Origin of the sequence: Limnoglobus roseus (assembly GCF_008254045.1) — a bacterium.
Classification (GTDB): Bacteria; Planctomycetota; Planctomycetia; order Gemmatales; family Gemmataceae; genus Limnoglobus; species Limnoglobus roseus.
In genome coordinates, this window is the sequence record NZ_CP042425.1 from 1,990,399 (window position 1) to 2,007,952 (window position 17,554).

General features: G+C 62.2%; 17 protein-coding genes. All 17 read left to right on the forward strand.

Going from position 1 to position 17,554, the window contains the following annotated elements:
• The first annotated feature begins 5 nt into the window (after positions 1-5).
• The 17 genes from PX52LOC_RS08350 (at position 6) to PX52LOC_RS08420 (ending at position 17,464) form a co-directional block, all read left to right on the forward strand.
• Entirely contained in the window at positions 6-1,616 is a 1,611-nt protein-coding gene (locus PX52LOC_RS08350; protein WP_149109662.1) for a hypothetical protein, read from the forward strand.
• A gap of 65 nt (positions 1,617-1,681) precedes the next feature.
• Positions 1,682-1,999 carry a hypothetical protein gene (locus PX52LOC_RS08355; protein ID WP_149109663.1) on the forward strand — a complete coding sequence of 106 codons (318 nt, stop codon included), beginning with the start codon at positions 1,682-1,684 and terminating at the stop codon, positions 1,997-1,999.
• A complete protein-coding gene (locus PX52LOC_RS08360; protein ID WP_149109664.1) occupies positions 1,996-2,418 on the forward strand; it encodes a response regulator in 423 nt (140 codons plus the stop codon). Before PX52LOC_RS08355 ends, PX52LOC_RS08360 begins: the two co-directional genes overlap by 4 nt.
• Positions 2,419-2,428: 10 nt before the next feature.
• On the forward strand, positions 2,429-2,953 hold the full coding sequence (locus tag PX52LOC_RS08365; RefSeq protein WP_149109665.1) for a hypothetical protein: 525 nt from the start codon (positions 2,429-2,431) through the stop codon (positions 2,951-2,953).
• Positions 2,953-3,744, forward strand: a complete 792-nt coding sequence (locus tag PX52LOC_RS08370) for a hypothetical protein (RefSeq protein ID WP_149109666.1) — start codon at positions 2,953-2,955, stop codon at positions 3,742-3,744. Before PX52LOC_RS08365 ends, PX52LOC_RS08370 begins: the two co-directional genes overlap by 1 nt.
• Before the next feature lie 14 nt (positions 3,745-3,758).
• A complete protein-coding gene (locus PX52LOC_RS08375) occupies positions 3,759-5,696 on the forward strand; it encodes a beta strand repeat-containing protein (RefSeq protein ID WP_149109667.1) in 1,938 nt (645 codons plus the stop codon).
• Positions 5,697-5,811: 115 nt separating this feature from the next.
• A complete protein-coding gene (locus PX52LOC_RS08380; protein ID WP_168218868.1) occupies positions 5,812-7,710 on the forward strand; it encodes a LamG domain-containing protein in 1,899 nt (632 codons plus the stop codon).
• A 3-nt stretch (positions 7,711-7,713) separates the two neighbouring features.
• On the forward strand, positions 7,714-8,112 hold the full coding sequence (locus PX52LOC_RS08385) for a M15 family metallopeptidase (protein WP_149109669.1): 399 nt from the start codon (positions 7,714-7,716) through the stop codon (positions 8,110-8,112).
• Between the two features lie 9 nt (positions 8,113-8,121).
• Complete coding sequence (locus PX52LOC_RS40325; protein ID WP_168218869.1) at positions 8,122-8,259, forward strand: hypothetical protein; 138 nt, start codon at positions 8,122-8,124, stop codon at positions 8,257-8,259.
• A 41-nt stretch (positions 8,260-8,300) separates the two neighbouring features.
• Positions 8,301-9,432 (forward strand): IS3 family transposase gene (locus PX52LOC_RS08390; protein ID WP_390637529.1). Its coding sequence is split into 2 segments (ribosomal slippage): positions 8,301-8,582 and positions 8,584-9,432, totalling 1,131 coding nucleotides; the frame shifts between segments, so codons are not numbered across the junction.
• 29 nt (positions 9,433-9,461) lie between these two features.
• Entirely contained in the window at positions 9,462-9,605 is a 144-nt protein-coding gene (locus PX52LOC_RS40330; RefSeq protein ID WP_168218870.1) for a hypothetical protein, read from the forward strand.
• A 3-nt stretch (positions 9,606-9,608) separates the two neighbouring features.
• Positions 9,609-9,947 (forward strand): phage holin, LLH family, encoded by a 339-nt coding sequence (locus PX52LOC_RS08395; protein WP_149109670.1) that lies wholly within the window; start codon positions 9,609-9,611, stop codon positions 9,945-9,947.
• Entirely contained in the window at positions 9,931-10,110 is a 180-nt protein-coding gene (locus PX52LOC_RS08400) for a hypothetical protein (protein WP_149109671.1), read from the forward strand. The genes PX52LOC_RS08395 and PX52LOC_RS08400 overlap by 17 nt, the downstream gene beginning before the upstream one ends.
• A 263-nt stretch (positions 10,111-10,373) precedes the next feature.
• Complete coding sequence (locus PX52LOC_RS08405) at positions 10,374-10,610, forward strand: hypothetical protein (protein ID WP_149109672.1); 237 nt, start codon at positions 10,374-10,376, stop codon at positions 10,608-10,610.
• An 87-nt stretch (positions 10,611-10,697) separates the two neighbouring features.
• Positions 10,698-11,849 carry a phage major capsid protein gene (locus PX52LOC_RS08410; protein WP_218575299.1) on the forward strand — a complete coding sequence of 384 codons (1,152 nt, stop codon included), beginning with the start codon at positions 10,698-10,700 and terminating at the stop codon, positions 11,847-11,849.
• The gene (locus tag PX52LOC_RS08415; RefSeq protein WP_149109673.1) at positions 11,846-12,025 is read left to right on the forward strand and encodes a helix-turn-helix domain-containing protein; all 180 of its coding nucleotides are present in this window, start codon (positions 11,846-11,848) and stop codon (positions 12,023-12,025) included. Before PX52LOC_RS08410 ends, PX52LOC_RS08415 begins: the two co-directional genes overlap by 4 nt.
• Before the next feature lie 300 nt (positions 12,026-12,325).
• The gene (locus PX52LOC_RS08420; RefSeq protein WP_149109674.1) at positions 12,326-17,464 is read left to right on the forward strand and encodes a DEAD/DEAH box helicase family protein; all 5,139 of its coding nucleotides are present in this window, start codon (positions 12,326-12,328) and stop codon (positions 17,462-17,464) included.
• The last annotated feature ends 90 nt before the right edge of the window (positions 17,465-17,554 follow it).

Here is a 17,554-nt window from a genome sequence, read left to right on the forward strand (position 1 = left end):
CAAATATGGATAGAGAGATCGTTTACGTCGGCCAAATTCCACTCGAAACTGACCTGTTGCTCACGAACAAGAACACCATGCTTGCGCTCGGTGCGCTCATGCAGGCGGTCCTTGGAACCAGCGTTTCGGTCGACGGCCTGGCGTGCATCCCGAACAGCCCCGCCGCGCTAAACGTGAAAGTAGGGCCGGGTAGCATTCACAGCCTCCAGAACGTGGACGGAACTGCCTATGGGACGATTGCCGCCGATACGGCCAACCAGATCGTGAAGCAGGGACTTGCGGTAGGCACGCAGACCTTGAGTTGCCCCGCACCCGTTACCACCGGCCAGTCGATTAACTTCCTGATTCAAGTCGCCTACCAGGACACCGACGCCGGCAGCACCGTGCTGCCGTACTACAACGCTTCGAACCCCGCCGTCGCGTGGAGTGGCCCGAACAACACGGGCGTTTCGCAGAACACCGTCCGCAAGGGCGTGTGCCTGATCGGGGTGAAAGCAGGCATCGCCGCCACGACCGGCACGCAGACGACCCCAGCACCAGACGCCGGGTACACCGGCCTTTACGCAGTCACGGTGGCGAACGGCCAAACGACTATCACCAGCGGGAATATCGCTCAATTGGCGACCGCCCCTTTCATCGCCGCCAAGCTCCCGGCCATGCTCTCGACCATCCAGAGCGGGGCGGCGAACTTCGCCCAGGACACGAGCGGCGCGGCGAACACGATCACCGTCACGCTGAATCCCGCCCCGGTCGCCCTGACCAACGGCATGCGGATCAACGTGAAAGTGGCGAACTCCAGCTCGGGACCGACGATCATCAATGCGAATGGACTCGGCAACGTGGCAGCCGTGACCACCAGCGGTGCGGCGTTTGGCTCAAACACCGTGGTCGCAAACGGCATTTTCAGCTTCGTCTATGACGCCAACGGCAACCGCTGGCAACTCCAAGGGTTCACGGCTGCATCGGCTACCGGCCTGATACCAGCAAACAACCTGAGCGACGTTTCTAGCGCTTCCACATCTCTTACAAATCTAGGCATATTGCCGGGGTTCGTTTTTGAATATTACGGCCTGGCCGAACCAGCAGGCTTCCTCTTCTGTTCCGGCCTTACCATCGGCTCGGCAAGCTCTGGCGCGACGGCGAGGGCGAACGCGGATACGCAGGCACTCTTCAACGCGCTATGGGCGTCGGGCACGAACACCACGTTCCCGATCTATACCAGCGCCGGATCGGCTTCGACCCGTGGGGCGAACGCTGCGGCTGATTGGGCTGCCAACAAGCGAATGACCCTGCCTGACAGGCGCGGCACGGTCGGTGTCGGCCGCGACGACATGGGCGGCACGGCGGCGAACCGAGTCACTACTGGCGGCTCCGGTATCAGCGGAACCACGCTGGGAGCAACGGGCGGCGAGCAAACCCACACGCTGACAACTACGGAAATGCCTTCGCACTCGCATTCGATAGCGGGTGGACACAACTCCGGCGGGTCAGCCGTCGCCGTAGATACGTCCGCGCTCAACCAGAGCGAGCCGGTCAACACCGCCAGCACGGGTGGTGATGGGCCTCATAACAACATGCAGCCCTCTACCGTCTGCAACTTTATCATCAAGCTGTAGCTGTCCGTCGTTGCGCCAGCACAACATATGGGGTATCTTTATGACAAATTTATGCAGGCTGTTCCATGACTGAGCCTAACGAACGCATCACGAAGCTCGAAACCAATATGGATTACGTTTTGACCATCCTTGGCAAGCGTGAGGACTACCAGAACAGCGTGCTGGTCAAACTCACGACCATCGAGCTAAAGCAAGACCAGTCTCTTCTCTACCAGAAAACTTGTGACACGGAACGCTCGGCCCACGCGCTACGACTCAGCAAAGTCGAGAACGATGTCGGAAGCAGCAGAACCGTCTGGTCGGTCATGTTCCGCCTTGCGGGTGGGGTAGGAGGCACTGCGGCGTTCGTCGTATCCGTCCTCGGCCTGCTGAGGCACCAATGAAAACCATCCTGCTGATCGACGACAATCGTCTTGACCGCATGATCCACCGCCGGTGGCTCGAAGGGCTCTGCCCAGGCGAGTATCGAGTCCTGGATGCCGAAAGTGCCGCCGCCGGGATGGAGGCCGCGCAACGTGAAAGAGTCGACTGCGTCCTGATGGATTACGTCATGCTGCGTGAAAACGGGCTGGATGCCATCCGCCAAATGACAAGTGAATTGCCAGACTGTCCGCCTATCATTCTGCTGTCATGCGCGATCACTGAGGATATGCGACGAAACGCGATGGCCCTCGGAGCGGCAGCATGCTTCGAGAAACCAGTTGCCAAAGGCACCACGCTGATTGACGCGGTAAGACTCGCCATCACAGATCGCCAGAACTTACGCGAGAGAGCGGCAGCCAAGCACCCGGAGATTTCATAATGGACGCAGCATGACCGCAACACGTCAAGACATCACCATTGAGCAGGGGGCAGACTACGACCGGCCGTTCTACTTCACCGATGATGGCGAAGGCGAAGACCTGACGGGATCGTCGTTCGTGATGCAGATCCGCACGGAATACGATGACCCAACCGCACTTCTGACTCTGACCACGGCAGATGGAAGTCTCATTGTCGATCTCACGGTCGGGGCTGTAAAGCCTGTGATTGCAAACGTGATCACGGCCGCTTTTTTACCGGCCAAGTACGTCTACGACCTCAAGGAACGCAAAGCGAGTGGACTGATCCGTCGTCGTCGATACGGCGTCGTTTCCGTTGCGCCGCAAGTCACGATCATCGTGCCGCCCACCCCAGCACCAACGCCCAGCCCTTCTCCTTCTCCTTCTCCTTCTCCGTCTCCTTCTCCTTCTCCCAGTCCTTCACCAAGTCCATCGCCATCCCCCAGTCCGTCATCAGGAGGGCAGTTCAATTTTTCAATCGCCGGTAACTCCGGACTATATGCAGGAGCAATGTAATGACCTTCACTTCAAATCCGATCACCGTAAAGGACAGCGCTGCCGCCGACAAATCGATCATCGCCTACAACGATGGCACCAGTTCCGCGTTCGCGCATCCGCTGCTGGACAGCACCGGAGCGATCATCAGCCCGGCCACTTCAGGCAACCAGACGGCGGGGAATGCGTCGCTTGCCACCATTGCGACGAACACGTCCGGTTTGGCCACCGCAACGGCGCAGGCCGCCGGGAACTCCTCTCTCGCAAGCATCGCCACGAACACCACCGGTGCCGCGACGGCTGCGGCCCAGGCCACGGGCAATTCGTCTCTCGCTTCCGTAGCAACGAACACGGCGAACATCCCGGCAAAAGGCCAAGCGACGATGGCCAACTCCTTGCCGATAGCCATCGCCAGCGACCAGCCCGCCGTACCAGTGGCGATGACGGCGAACACTGCCGGGGGCACCTCGACCTTCTGCGCCAACGGGGCTGCCGGCGGCAACGCGCTGCTCACCAGCACGCCTGTGGCGGTGAAAGCTTCGGCTGGAAACCTGTACGGATTCGACTTCGTGAACACTGGAAACGCCGCCGCCTACGTACAGATTTTCGACCTCGCTGTGGGTTCGGTAACTCTGGGAACCACCGCACCGAAGTTGTCCAAATGGGTTCCTGCTGGTGGGTCGTGGGAGGAGAAGTTCGGTGGCGAAGGAAAGATCAGCTTCGCGAACGCCATCGTCATGGCCGCAACCTCGACACCCTCCGGCAGCACTACCCCGGCGACGGGAATCCTTGCCAACGTCACCTTCAAATAAGCGGAGTACCCCACATGACCAAACGTATTCTTTCGCTGCTCCTCACACTGTTGATTTCTGGAAATGCCTACGCGGGCGGTTCACAGCCCACGAATTGGCCATCGAACGGCAACCTCATCGTCTCGAACGGCACTTACTCGCCCACTGGCATAGCGCCAATCAACGGCAATTGCTTGATCGGTTCGGCTGGTGCATGGGTATCTGGCGCCTGCTCGGCAGGCGGCTCAGTCAGCGTGACTGCTACCACCCCTGATCTGGTTGTCACTCCTAGCCCCGGCACGGGCACCTTTACCATCGGCAGCACGAACCTTCTGAACGCGCAGGGCACGGCTGCAAGCTACACCATTCTCTCGACCGACCTCGGGAAGACGGTGACCCACAACAAGTCCACCGCTGTTGCCGTGACGCTACCGCAGGCGGGCACCACTGGCTTCGGGGCAGGTGTGGCGTTTTCTGAAGTGAACTTTGGCGCGGGCACGGCGACAATTAGCCCGACCACGAGCACGATTAACGGCGCTGCCAACCTGAAACTCTACACCGGCGGCTGGGCGTACCCGATCAGCGACGGCACGAACTGGTTTTCCATCGGCTTCCCCGGCTACGGCACCATCACCACCAATGCGTTAACGAAGTTTATTGATTCTTCCGGTGCGACAACTGCATCCGGCCTGCTGGACAACGGCACGACCATTTCCACCGGCGAGGCGTTCACGGTAACTGGCGCAACCTCTCTCGGGTCCACCACCCTTACCAGCATCACGGGCTCTACGCAGTGCTTGCAGGTCAACTCTTCGGGTGTTGTAAGCGGCACAGGCAGTACGTGCGGAGCGGGCGGCGGCGGAAGTGGCACGGTGAACTCCGGTACGGCCAACCAACTCGCTTTCTATTCGAGCACCGGCACGGCGGTTTCCGGCACCTCGGACATCACCGACTCCGGCACCACGGTGGGCGTCAATGTGCCCACCGTCGTCACCAGCGCCTCGGCCTCGGCCCTGACCGTCGGGGCGAGCGGGGCGACGAACCCCGCGCTGACTGTAGACGCCAGCACCGCCAGTTCAGTCACCGGCATTGCCATCAAGAGCGCGGCGACGGCCGGAACTACCACGATCACGGCGACCGACAGCGGTTCGAACTCCGGCCTTACCATTCAGTCAAAAGGTACCGGCAACCTGTTTCTCTACGGCGGCAGCAGTGTGGGCACCGGGGGGATATTCATAAACGGCGGGGGTTTTACCCTCTCCCGGGGCGGCGTCACCACCTTCTCCATCGGCACGAGCGGGGGGAACTACGCCTTCAGCCCGATCGCCATCTCCGGCGGGGCTACCACCCGCTTCCTCTACACCGGCGCGGCGGACACCGCCCTGACGGCATCGACGGAGGCCATCGCCCAGCACTTTAACAACGCAGCCGCCGTTCGCCAACACGCGACCGGCGCGCTCACCCTGCAGCGCGACTTCGTCGTCACCGGGGCGACCGACGGCTTCGTGGGCGCGTCGACGCTGACCGACGGGGCGACGCTTGCCCTCGCGCTGAAGAATTGCGGCACGAACGGCACCTGCACCAACGAGAGCGGTTTGTACGTACCCACGCAGGCGTTGACTGGAACTGTCACCAACGGGTTCGCCCTCAACGTGTCGGCCCCGTCAGGCGCGACGAACAACTACGCGGCCCGGATCAACGGCAACCTGCTGTTCGACGGCACGGCACCCACGGTGGGCACCTGCGGCGGGGGGTCGGTCGCCACCGGCTCGACCAACCACAAGGGGCAGGTCACGGGCATCTCCGCAGCGACCGCCTGCACGATCACGTTTAGCGCCCCGCTCGGGGCCGCGCCGACCTGCACGTTCACCACGAACGCGGCCATCACGCCGACGATCAGCACCATCAGCACCACCGCTGTGACGGCGGCGATGTCGTCGCTGACCGGAACGCTCTACTACCAGTGCCTGTAGGTCGGCCATGAAGCAGAACTCTCGGCCCCATCTCATTCTCCTTCTCGTCCTCGCCTTACTCGCCTCAGCGTTTCCGGCTGAGGCGAGGTTCCTACACGGCGGGACGGGGTCGGCGGTGGCACCCGTCACCTACCTCGGCCCCGTCGCCACCTCGGCGATGATGCCGAACTCGCAGAACACCACCGCATCGACGAAGATAATGACGCGAAAGGCGCATTACGCCCGCGACAGCATCACCAGCCTGCAACTGATCTACCCGAACTGGCGGGTCGATGTTTCCACCGGAACCCTCGGTGCTGAAGTGGGGGTTGGCAATTCAATCGATGTAAAATCATGGGTCGAATACCCGGTCGGCACGTACACGCCTGTATTGTTCAGCGGCAGCGCTACCGCCACCATCGCCGATTTCACTCAGCGTCTTTCCGACACCACCGCACTCACTATACCCGACGGTGCGCTCTTCTACACATGGACTTACGCTGCCCCGACCACGGGCAACAACTTCCCGTATTTCGGCACGACCCTCACCGGAAACCCGCTTTATTACACGGGCGGCGGCAGCGAGGCGGCAGTCATGGGGACTTCGGGCGTACCGACTACGCCTGGCGCGATAACCGATAACGGACTGGGCAAGCGTGGGTACTGGCCTATAGCTATATTGGGCCAGACCGCCAAAGAAACGTATTTTCTTGTGGGCGATAGCCGTCAGCAAGGTGCGTTGGACGTGGCCGATTCCGCCTACAACCTCGGAGGTATAGCTCGCTCCATTGGCGACACGCGCGCCTACATCAATGTGGGCGTGAGCGCCGACCAGCTTAGCTCCTTCGTCACTTCGCATTCCATGCGATACGCTCTGTCGCAGTACTGCACAACCGTAATCAACGAATACGGCATTAACGGTATCATCAGCAGGGGTGTTGGCAGCATAGAGGGGCTGCAGAACTACCAGAAACGCGCCACTTACCTTTTCAACGGCAAGCGATACCTGCGTGCAACGTATGAGCCGATTGATTCATCGACAGACCTCTTCGCAACGCTGGCAAACCAGACGTTTATCGGCTCCCAGAACACGCCCCGCATCAATTACAACGATTGGGCGCGGACCCAGCCGGACAGCGTGGTTTCGCTCGACGTGGCGTCCGCACTGGAAAGCTCCCTCGACTCAGGCAAGTGGGTTGTCAACGGGACAGCGAACTACGCGACGGCCGATGGCACACACGCCAACCAGAACGGAAGCTTGCTGGTCAAATCCGCTGGCGTCATCTCGCCCGCTGCCATTGAAGCCGTAGCCCCGGTGTCGGTTTCGCCGCTCTCGATGACGATGAGCTCCATCAGCGGTACGGCAGTAACGTACGCAACTGGAAAATTCGGCAATGCCGTAAACGCGGGCTACCCATATTTCTTCGGTGTGATTCCGGGTTCCCCCTCTTATACTTTCGAGGGTTGGGCCTCATGCGCATCAGCACCAGGAGCCACCGCTTACGTGATGGGCGGCGGCCCCGCCGCGATCACAGTCGCTCCCACCACCGGCTTTGTTGGAATACAAACAGGAGATGGAACAAGTACCGTGAGCACCACGGCGATTTGTGACGGTACGTATCACCACCTTGCCGTCACTGTCAGCAATACCGGCCTTACGACCCTGTATAGCGACGGCGTAAGCGCGGCTTCGTTCAACCCCGGCCCGTGGATACAGCAGAACTGGAAGGCAGAGGGCAGGCCGTTCCAGCTTCGCGCGTTCTCTCAATCGACCCCCGCAGCTAGCTCCGTGTTTGCTGGCACCGTAGATGAAGTGGCGGTATGGTCGGGCGTCAAATACACCGGCGCATTCACTCCGCCGTCTTCGGCCTACACCGGATCGGAACCCAACCTCCTTTCCCTGTGGCACCTCGACGGAAATCTCTCCGGGGTGGCAGGGTCTGCCTTCCTGGCACAGAACGACAACGCGAACCCGAACCTATTCGCAGCGAATGATAACTGGCCCGCGGTCTGGGCTCGTCATAGGCGAGCATAGCCCATGAACGACCGCGACATTAACCACCTGCACCCGGACCTACAGCCGCTCTGCCGGAAGTGGCTTGCCCAGTGCCACGAGCAGGTCATCGACAGCTTTGTCATCTACACCTGGCGATCCCCCGCTGAGCAAGACGCGCTCTACGCCCAGGGCCGCACCGCTCCGGGGAAGATCATTACCAACGCGAAGGGCGGACAGAGCAAGCACAACTTCACGCTGCCCGACGGCACCCCGGCATCCAAAGCATTCGACTTTGCAATCAGGCGCAAGGACGGCACGCTGAACTGGAGCGTGGGTTCATCGGAATGGAAGGCGGCTGTCGCTATCGGCAAAGCCCTCGGCCTCATCTGGGGCGGCGACTTCCGGTCGATCATCGACAGCGATCACTTCGAACTGCCATAGGAGGGCATCATGGACGAACTCAACACCATCACCCCACTCCAATCCGCCACTGTCAGAGCCGCACTGAAAGCCATCGTGCTGAACGTACTGGCCCTCGCAACAATGGCCACGGGTAAACCCTTCGACTATAGTGGACCCCGAAACTGAGACCGCCAGGTAAGCTACTCTGGCGGCCCTCGGAGGTGGTCCTGATGACGGCGAAGCGGAAGACCCACACGGCGGCGTTCAAAGCCCAGGTCGCTCTGGCCGCGGTGAAGGGCGACAAGACGGTCAACGAGTTGGCCGCCCACTTCGGCGTCCACCCGACCCTCATCCACGGGTGGAAGAAGCAACTCCTGGCCGGGGCCGAGGCCGTGTTCGCCGCCGGAGCGAAGGCGGTCGCCCCCGGCGACGACCAGACACCCGCGCTGTACGAGCAGATCGGCCGGCTCAAGGTCGAGCTCGACTGGGTGAAAAAAAAAGCTGCGACGTTCGGTTGACGACCTGCGGCCGCTGATCGACCCCGGGCACGCCGACCTGAGCGTCCGTCGGCAGTGCCAACTGGTCGGGCTCGGCCGGGCCACGTACTACCGGGGGCCGGCCGAGGAGTCGGCCGACAACCTGGCCCTCATGCGGCGGATCGACGAGCAGTACACGGCCTGCCCGTTCTACGGCAGCCGGCGGATCGCCCGGTGGCTGGCCCGCAACGGCCACCCGGCGAACCGCAAGCGGGTCCAGCGGTTGCTCCGGGTCATGGGCCTGGAAGCCATCCACCCGAAGCCGAAGCTGTCGGCCGGGCGGGGCCACCCGGTGTACCCGTACCTCCTCCGCGGCGTGCCGATCGACCGCGTCGGGCAGGTGTGGAGTGCCGACATTACATACCTGCCGCTGCCCGGCGGGTTCATGTACTTGGCCGCCACCATCGACTGGTACAGCCGGTACGTGGTGGCCTGGCGGTTGTCGAACACGCTCGACGGGGCGTTCTGCCGGGACATGCTGGACGAGGCGTTGGCGGCCGGCACCCCGGAGGTGTTCAACACCGATCAAGGGGTGCAGTTCACGGCCGGGGCGTGGGTCGAGCGGGTGGAGGCGGCCGGGGCGCGGGTGAGCATGGACGGCCGGGGGCGGTGCCTGGACAACGTGTTCGTCGAGCGGCTGTGGCGGACGGTGAAGTACGAGGACGTGTTCCTGCGGGGATACGAGACGGTGACCGAGTTGGAGCGGGGGTTGAAGGCGTACTTCACCTTCTACAACGAGGCCCGCTTGCACCAGTCACTGGGGTACAAGACCCCGGCCGAGGTGTACCGGGCCGGACGGTCAAAAGAGCCGGCGAAGGAGTAGCTTAAATTCGTCGGTTTTTGGTCTCGCAAATGGGGTCCACTATAGACACCGACCTCGCGGAGTATGTCATCAATAACGGCGTGACATTAGCCGTAAACGCTGGCAGTATCTGGTACGCATACAAGGCCATCCGGGGGCGAATCAACGCCACCGCGACGATCAAGAAGGAATAGACCATGTTTAAGAATATCCCCGCACTTCACGACGCAGTTGCAGTTATCGAAAGGTTTTTCCACAACGGCGTGGCCGACGTTTTGACTGGCCTGAGCGCACTCGCCAATTCCATCGCGAAGAATGGCGGCACGGTGCTTTTGACTGCCGCAGCCAGTGCCGTTGCCGCAGCCGAAGCACAAGGCGGTTCTGGTGCCGACAAACTCAAGGCCGCTCAGGCAACCGTCATCGCCACTCTAACGGCTCAGGGCCTGCCCGTCGTGACCAACGCGATCAACGGTGCAATCGAAGCTGCCGTCGCCCAGCACAAGGCGAATCTGGCTGCCGATGCCGCCGTTTCTTAAAGACCTGCTCGTCCCGGTCGTCGAGGCGTTATTGCGACTCCTCTTCGGCCGGGGAAGCCAGCCCAAACAGGTAACGGAAGAGACGTATGCCGCAAAAGCCGCAGAAGCGAAGGAATTGGCCAAGCCTGACAGCGATTGGTCTACTACTGTTGACGAGCTGTAATTCACAGCCCGCCGCACCGCCCGCAGTCACATACTGCCCGACCGCAATTCACCCCGACTTTACCACGCGGACATGGCTAAACGCGCTCACCCCGCCGCAGCCAGCCGTTCACTACTTTAACCAGATCAGGAACCAACAGGCCTTATTCGATCGGGGGTGCAAATGATCCGCCGCCTCGTGCTCCTCACCCTCCTCGCTGGTCTCTCCGCTTGCTCCTGCCACAGCTACGGCTACTGCCCGGCGGTCTTTCCTCGGGCCGACCGATGAACGCCCCTCTGCACAGCCTCAGCATGCACGCTAACCACATGGCGCGGCACACCGACAACGAGCGGATGCAGACGATTCTCCAGTACGTCGGCGTCGGTAGCGTCATCATGATGGGGGCCGCAGCGACCGTTCACCTATTCCGCGACCTATTTAAGCCAGCACCAGAACCGTACCCCCGCCACAAATACCGGGAGATGATGGACGAGTTGAACGATAAAGGGCGTGGACGGTAGAGAAAACCGCTTGCCTTGTGCATCCAAAGCGGGCAGTATGCCCCCGAACGCATGGGCAATGAAGTCCTGCGAAATGATGGATTGTGTATGACCGATGATAAGGTATTTGGCCTGATAAACGCCTGGGAGAACTTCAAGCAAATCAACGACGCGAGGCTGAAGGATATCGAACGAAAGGGAAGCGCCGACCCCCTCTACGACGAGCATCTGGGCAACATTGGCGTCGCGATCGACAATCACAAAAGCAGAATCGACCAGAACCTATCTGCTCTCCCGTTCCAGTCCGCTGATGGCGAGTACACCCGAGCGTTCCGCAATTACCTGCGGAAGGGAATGGACGCAGCTTTAGAAAGGCTACAGGAGAAAGCGTTGTCCGTCGGCACGGACAGCGACGGCGGATACCTCGTCACCCCGACCATGTCGGCGCGAATCACTCAGGCTGTGTTCGAGACCTCGCCCATGCGGCATCTGGCGTCGGTCGAGACCATCTCGTCGGACGCTCTGGATTTGGTCGATGACCGCGATTCGGCGGTAGCGAACTGGACTACCGAGACTGCAAGCGTTGGCGACACCTCGACGCCGAAGCTGGCGAAACGCAGCATTACGACGCACGAACTGTACGCTCAGCCGAAGGCCACCCAGAAGCTGGTGGACGACAGCAACATTGACGTAGAAGTTTGGCTTGCCGACAAGATCGCCGACGTTTTCGCCCGCACCCAGAACATCGCGTTCATCTCCGGCAACGGCGTTGGTCAGCCGAGGGGGATTCTTACCTTCGCTGCGGGGACTAACTGGGGCCAGATTCAGCAGATCAACTCTGGAGTATCGGCTCAGGTGACAGCCGACGGGCTCATCAACTTATACTACTCGCTAAAAGAGGGATACGCTCGCCGCGCTAGCTTCCTGATGAACCGCATGACCGCCCAGCAGGTTCGCCTGCTGAAACAGGTCACTACCGGCCAATATCTCTGGCAACCCGGGCTCGCCGCCGGCGCACCCGACACGCTTCTGGGCGTCCCGACATTTTCCGCTCCGGACATGCCTACTCCGCACGCGAATTCGCTGTCCGTGGCTCTCGCGGACTTCCGGTCGGCGTACCAGATAGTCGATCGTCAGGGCATCCGCATCCTGCGTGACCCGTTTACCGAGAAGCCGTTCGTGAAGTTCTACGCCACTACCCGTGTCGGCGGTGATGTCGTGAATTCAGAGGCGATCAAGCTGCTCAAGCTGGCCGCATGACCCCCGCCGAACTTCGCACTCTCGGCAACAAGCACGGGCGGGGATGGCAAGCTCGCCTCGCCCGTGAACTGCCGATCAACGCCCGTACGATCCGCCGCTGGCTGTCGGGCAAGACGACGATGCACCCTGCTATCGCCAAGCAGGTGCGCCACGTCATGGAGGGCTGGTTGCCGTAAATGCCCTTCTCCGACCGCTTCAAACCTCCTGCACGGAACTCTTCTCACGTCTCTCGCGAAGCCGCCCGTCGATCCCGACAAGGCACGATTTTCGACATCGACCTTGATGACACCCCTCCCGAGGAGCTTTCGCCCCCGGAGCTACAGCCGCAGCCGGGCGGGGCAAGCGGACAATCGGCACCCCCTGAAGGTCTCCCCCAATTCTCCGTTTGCCCCGGCGCTGTCGCTCCCGGCCCCGCGTCTGTGAAAGACTCCGGCGAAAAGCCCCCGCTGGAGGGGCTTCCCAAGTCAGGAGACACCATGCACGAAAACCACTTATCCGCAGGCGAGAAGACCAAAGCCCGCGACATCCTCGCGGCCATCCGCACACTCCACACCGTCGAGCGTGAACAGCGACCCGCCTCTGACGACGAACTGCAAGTTCTCCGCAAGTTCGGCGGGTTCGGCGCCGTCGCCCTTTCGATCTTCCCCGATCCCCAGACGGGCCGGTTCAAAGACGGGTGGGAAGATGTCGGCCGCGAGCTCCAATCGCTGCTGACCCCCGCCGAGTACGACAGCGCCAAGCGGACCACCTTCAGCCAGTTCTTCACCTCTCCCGTCGTCATGGGAGCCATGCACCAGGCCCTTTCCTGTTTGGGCGTTCCCGCGACAGCGACCGTCCTCGAACCCGGTTGCGGATCAGGGGCGTTCATGACCGGCCCTCACCACTACATCGGCGTGGAGCAAGACAGCCTGTCCGGCCGCATTGCCCGGGTGCTTCACCCGCAGGCCGACATCCGCATTGAGAACTTCCGCGACACCAAGCTTCCCCTGCTCGACGCGGTCATTGGCAACGTCCCCTTCGCCGACGTGAAGCTGGACTTCAAGGGCCAGAAACTCGCCCTGCACGACTTCTTCATCGCCAAGTCGCTGGACGCACTCAAGCCCGGTGGCGTGCTGGCCGTCGTCACCAGCCACTTCACCCTCGACAAGCAGAACGCGGCCACCCGTGAGCAGCTCGCCGCGCAGGCAGATTTCCTCGGGGCGATCCGGCTTCCATCAGATGCCTTCAAGCGGGAGGGTACGGCGGTCGTCACCGACATCCTGTTCCTGCGCAAGCGGGCACCGGGGCAGGAGCCGAAGCATGCGGACCCCGCATGGCTTGAGACCGGACCGCTGAACGTCGAAGACGCGACGGTGGCGGTGAACCGGTACTTCCTGAACCACCCCGAGGCCGTGCTGGGGCAGTGGAGCCGCAAGGACACGCTCTACGGCGGGGAGGGCTTCAGCGTCACCAGCCACGGCGACCTGGCCACACAACTCCGAATCGCCGTGAGCAAGCTGCCCCGGTTCGAGCCGACCCGCGTTGAAGCTCAGCGGGCGAACCCGCCGCCGGAGACGAACGAAAAGCACCAAGTAAATGGCGTAACTCACCAAGTAAAGGCCTCAGGTCATCAAGTAGCGCCAGCATTCATCCCCCCGCCCCCGCTCAAGCACATCTCCGAAGGCAGCTTCTTCGTCCACGACGGCCGCATCCACCAGATGGAGGGCGGGCAGTCCGTACCGGTCGTTTACGGTGGCGGCGAGCTCTGGTCCAACGGTGCCCTGGTCGGCCGCCGGATGGGGGCTCTGATCGAGCTCCGCGACCTTTCCCGCCGCGTTCTCCAATCGCAGAACGAGGGCTGGCCCGAAACCGCCCGCGAAGAGGCCCGCCGAAACCTGAACCAAGCCTACGATCGCTTCCACTCCGCCTATGGCCCGATCAACAAGACGACGTTCTCACCCGGCAAGGACGACGGCCAAATCCGCCGCATGCCCAATCTGGTGAAGTTCCGGGAAGACCCCGACGCCATGCTGGTCATGTCGTTAGAGGAGTACGACGAGGCCACCGGCAAAGCCGAGAAGGCCGCGATCATGCGTCAGGACGTGGTCGGCCCGAAGCCGCCCGTCACCCGCGTCACGTGTGCGGAAGACGGCCTGCTCGTCTCCCTCGACCACAAGGGCGGCATCGACCTGCCGTACATCTCCACGCTTTACGGCAAGCCCGAGCAGGCGGTCGTCGCAGAGTTGGGCGACCTGATCTACCGCGACCCTGAGTCGAAGCGGTGGGAGACCGCTGACGCCTACCTATCGGGCAACGTCCGGGCGAAGCTCGTCACCGCGGAGAAGGCGGGGCCGGAATATACCCGCAACGTAACGGCACTACGGCAGGTGCAGCCCGAGGACGTGCTGCCAGGCGACATCGACGCCAACCTCGGCGCGCCGTGGATTCCCGCATCCGACATCCAGGCGTTCGCAGGCGAACTGTTCGGCGTTCCGGCGGAATCGATCAAGATCGGCCACCTGAAGAAGGACGCCCTCTGGAGCGTCGAGCCGGACTACCTGGCGTCGAACTCCGTCGCGGCCACCGCCGACTTCGGCACCAGCCGCATCAACGGCACGGCGCTGCTCGAACAAACGATGAATTTAAAATCCCCAGTCATCTACGACACGGTTTACCACGACGGCAAAGAGCAGCGGATCGTCAACACTACCGAGACGCTCGCCGCGAAGGAAAAGCAGCGGCAGATCAAGGATCGCTTCAAAGCGTGGATCTTCGCCGACCCGGACCGCACGGAGCGACTGGTTCGAGATTACAACGACGCGTTCAACAACCTTCGCCCCCGCCTGTTCGACGGCTCGCACTTGGAGTTTCCGGGGATAAGCAAAGCAGTGACGCTCCGACAGCATCAAGTCGATGGTGTGTGGCGGTGTATGACCGGCGGAAACACTTTGCTGGCTCACACGGTTGGGGCAGGTAAGACCATGTGCATGGTCGCGTCGGCGATGAAGATGAAGCAGACGGGGCTGGTCAAGAAGCCGCTCTGCGTCGTGCCCAACCACATGCTCGAACAGTTCACCCGCGAGTGGCTGCAACTCTACCCGAACGCACGCATCCTGACTGCGACGAAGGAGGACTTCACCAAGGACCGGCGGAAGTTTCTTACCGCCAAGATCGCCACGGGCGACTGGGATGGCATCATCGTCACCCACTCCGGGTTCGAGCACATGGGCATGTCCGCGGAGTTCCAGGCGGACTTCCTGCGCGGTCAGATCGCCGAGTACGAGTCCATGCTCATCGACAAGGCGTCGAAGGGCCGGAACATCATCAAGACGCTCGAAAAGCAAAAGGCAAACCGCGAGGAGAAGCTGAAAAGCCTGCTGGCCGAGAAGAAGAAAGACGACGGGCTGGTGTTCGACGAGCTGGGCGTGGACCAGATTTTCTACGACGAGTGCCAGGCCGTCAAAAATGCCGAGGTGCCTACCAAGATGGAGCGGGTGGCGGGCATCCCAGGTGGCGGCAGCCAGCGGGCGTTCGACTTCGCCATGAAGGCGGCTTACCTCGACCAAAGACACCCCGGCCACGGGCTCGTGGGCGCTTCCGGCACGCCCATCTCGAACAGCATGGCCGAAATGTACATCATGCAGCGGTACTTCGACCCCGCCGGCCTCCGCTCCCGTGGTATCGAGCACTTCGACGGCTGGGCGGCCACGTTCGGCGAGGTCGTCGAAGCGATGGAGATCAGCCCGGACGGCGCCACCCTGAAACCCCGCAGCCGGTTCGCCAAGTTTGTGAACCTGCCCGAACTGGTCCAGATGTTCCGCTCCTTCGCCGATGTGCAGACGGCGGAGATGCTCGACCTGCCCCGGCCGAAGCTCGAAGGCGGCAAGCCACAGACGGTCGCCTGCCCGATGTCCGACGAGCAGCACGCGATGCAAGCCAAGCTGGTGGAGCGGTACGAGAAAATCCGCAACGAGAGGGTGGACCCTCGCATCGACAACGCGCTGGCCATCACCACCGACGGCCGCAAGCTCGCCCTCGACGGGCGGATGCTCGGCGCCGGCGGGGACTTCGCCGAGTCGAAGGTCAACGCCCTCGTCGGTAACGTCGTCCGTATCTGGAATAAGACCGAGGCTGCGCGCGGCACGCAGATGATCTTCTGCGACATGGGCGTCCACCCGAACCCGTTCTCGGTCTACGACGAGATCGCCTCGAAGCTGGCCGATCAGGGCATACCTGCCAGCCAGATTGCCATCATGGGTGACGCCGACACGGACGCGAAGAAGAACGCCCTGTTCGAGAAAGTCCGCCAGGGCACGGTACGAGTGCTGATCGGCAGCACGGCCAAGATGGGCACCGGCACGAACGTGCAGAAGCGACTGGTGGCGCTGCACCACCTCGATGCTCCGTGGAAGCCCGCCGAGGTCGAACAGCGCGAGGGCCGCATCCTCCGGCAGGGCAACACCAACGAAGAGGTGGCGATCTACCGCTACGTCACTGAGGCGAGCTTCGACGCGTACATGTGGCAGGCACTGGAAACGAAGGCTCGGTTCATCGCCCAGATCATGACCGGCGATTGCGCCGTGCGGAAGGCCGAGGACGTCGGCGGGCAGGAACTGAGCTACGCTGAAGTGAAAGCCATTGCGTCCGGCAACCCGGCAGTGCTAACGCTGGCAGAGACTGACGCAGAGCTACAGCGGCTCGCCATCCTGCGGAAGAACCACCACGACGAGCAGTACCTCGCCCGCCGGAACCTGAAGGAGTTGCCCGAGCGGATCAGGAGCTTCACCCGCCGCATCGAGAGCCTCACCGCGGACATTGCAACGCTGACGGCTCACGAACAAGACAGGGTTACAGTGGGCAACCGGACGTTGTCGAACGCCGATGCCGTGGAGGCGCTCACTGCACGGTTGGAACGCTTGCCCGAAACGGTCAGCGAGACCCGGACGATGCCGATGGGCATGTACCACGGGCTGGCGTTCGGGGTGATCCTTCACCATCTGGGCGGCATGGAAGCATACCTCGACGGGCAAGTTATCCGTCGTACTGACTTGCGCGGTGGTGGCCGGGCATTGCTGAACGCCCTCGACCGACTTGCAGACGGGTACGCCCTGGACCGTGAGCGGTGCCAGCAGGATAAGGCTGTGGCGGAGGGGCAACTCTGGGATTACGAGTCGCGGCTCGGGGCGGTGTTCCGGCACGGCGATTACGAGCGGCAATTGATGGGTCTGCGTGACAAGCTGAAGGCCGGGCTGTCGGAGAAGGCAGCCGAGTCGAAGGAAGGGGAGCCGACCGTGATCGAACTCGACGCCCAGATCAAGGCACTTCGGGCATCGAACGCGGTGGAGGCTGTTGCACGGATCGGCACAAAGCCGCCGGCACGAGCAGAGCGCCCGGTGACGGCCCGGATTGTGCGAACGAAGGCTGAGGTTCACGAACCCGAAGCGCCAGTCACGCCAGACGCACCGCAGGAGCTGGCAAAGCCCGTCGACGAAGACGAGTCCGATGACGCCCCCGGCGGCAACGTGATCGCACTGCCGGAGCCTAAGCCCACGGCAATCCAGCCACCCCGGCACACACAACGCATTACGCAGCGCCGGCGGGTCTCGGGCAATGACCAGCCGAGCCTGTTCGACTGAAGGCAGCACCCGCCACTCCGGAGCCTCCTCTTGCTCTAGTGAACGGTCGAAAACCTCTCCCGCCGCTTCTGTCGCGTTCCATGCGTGGGG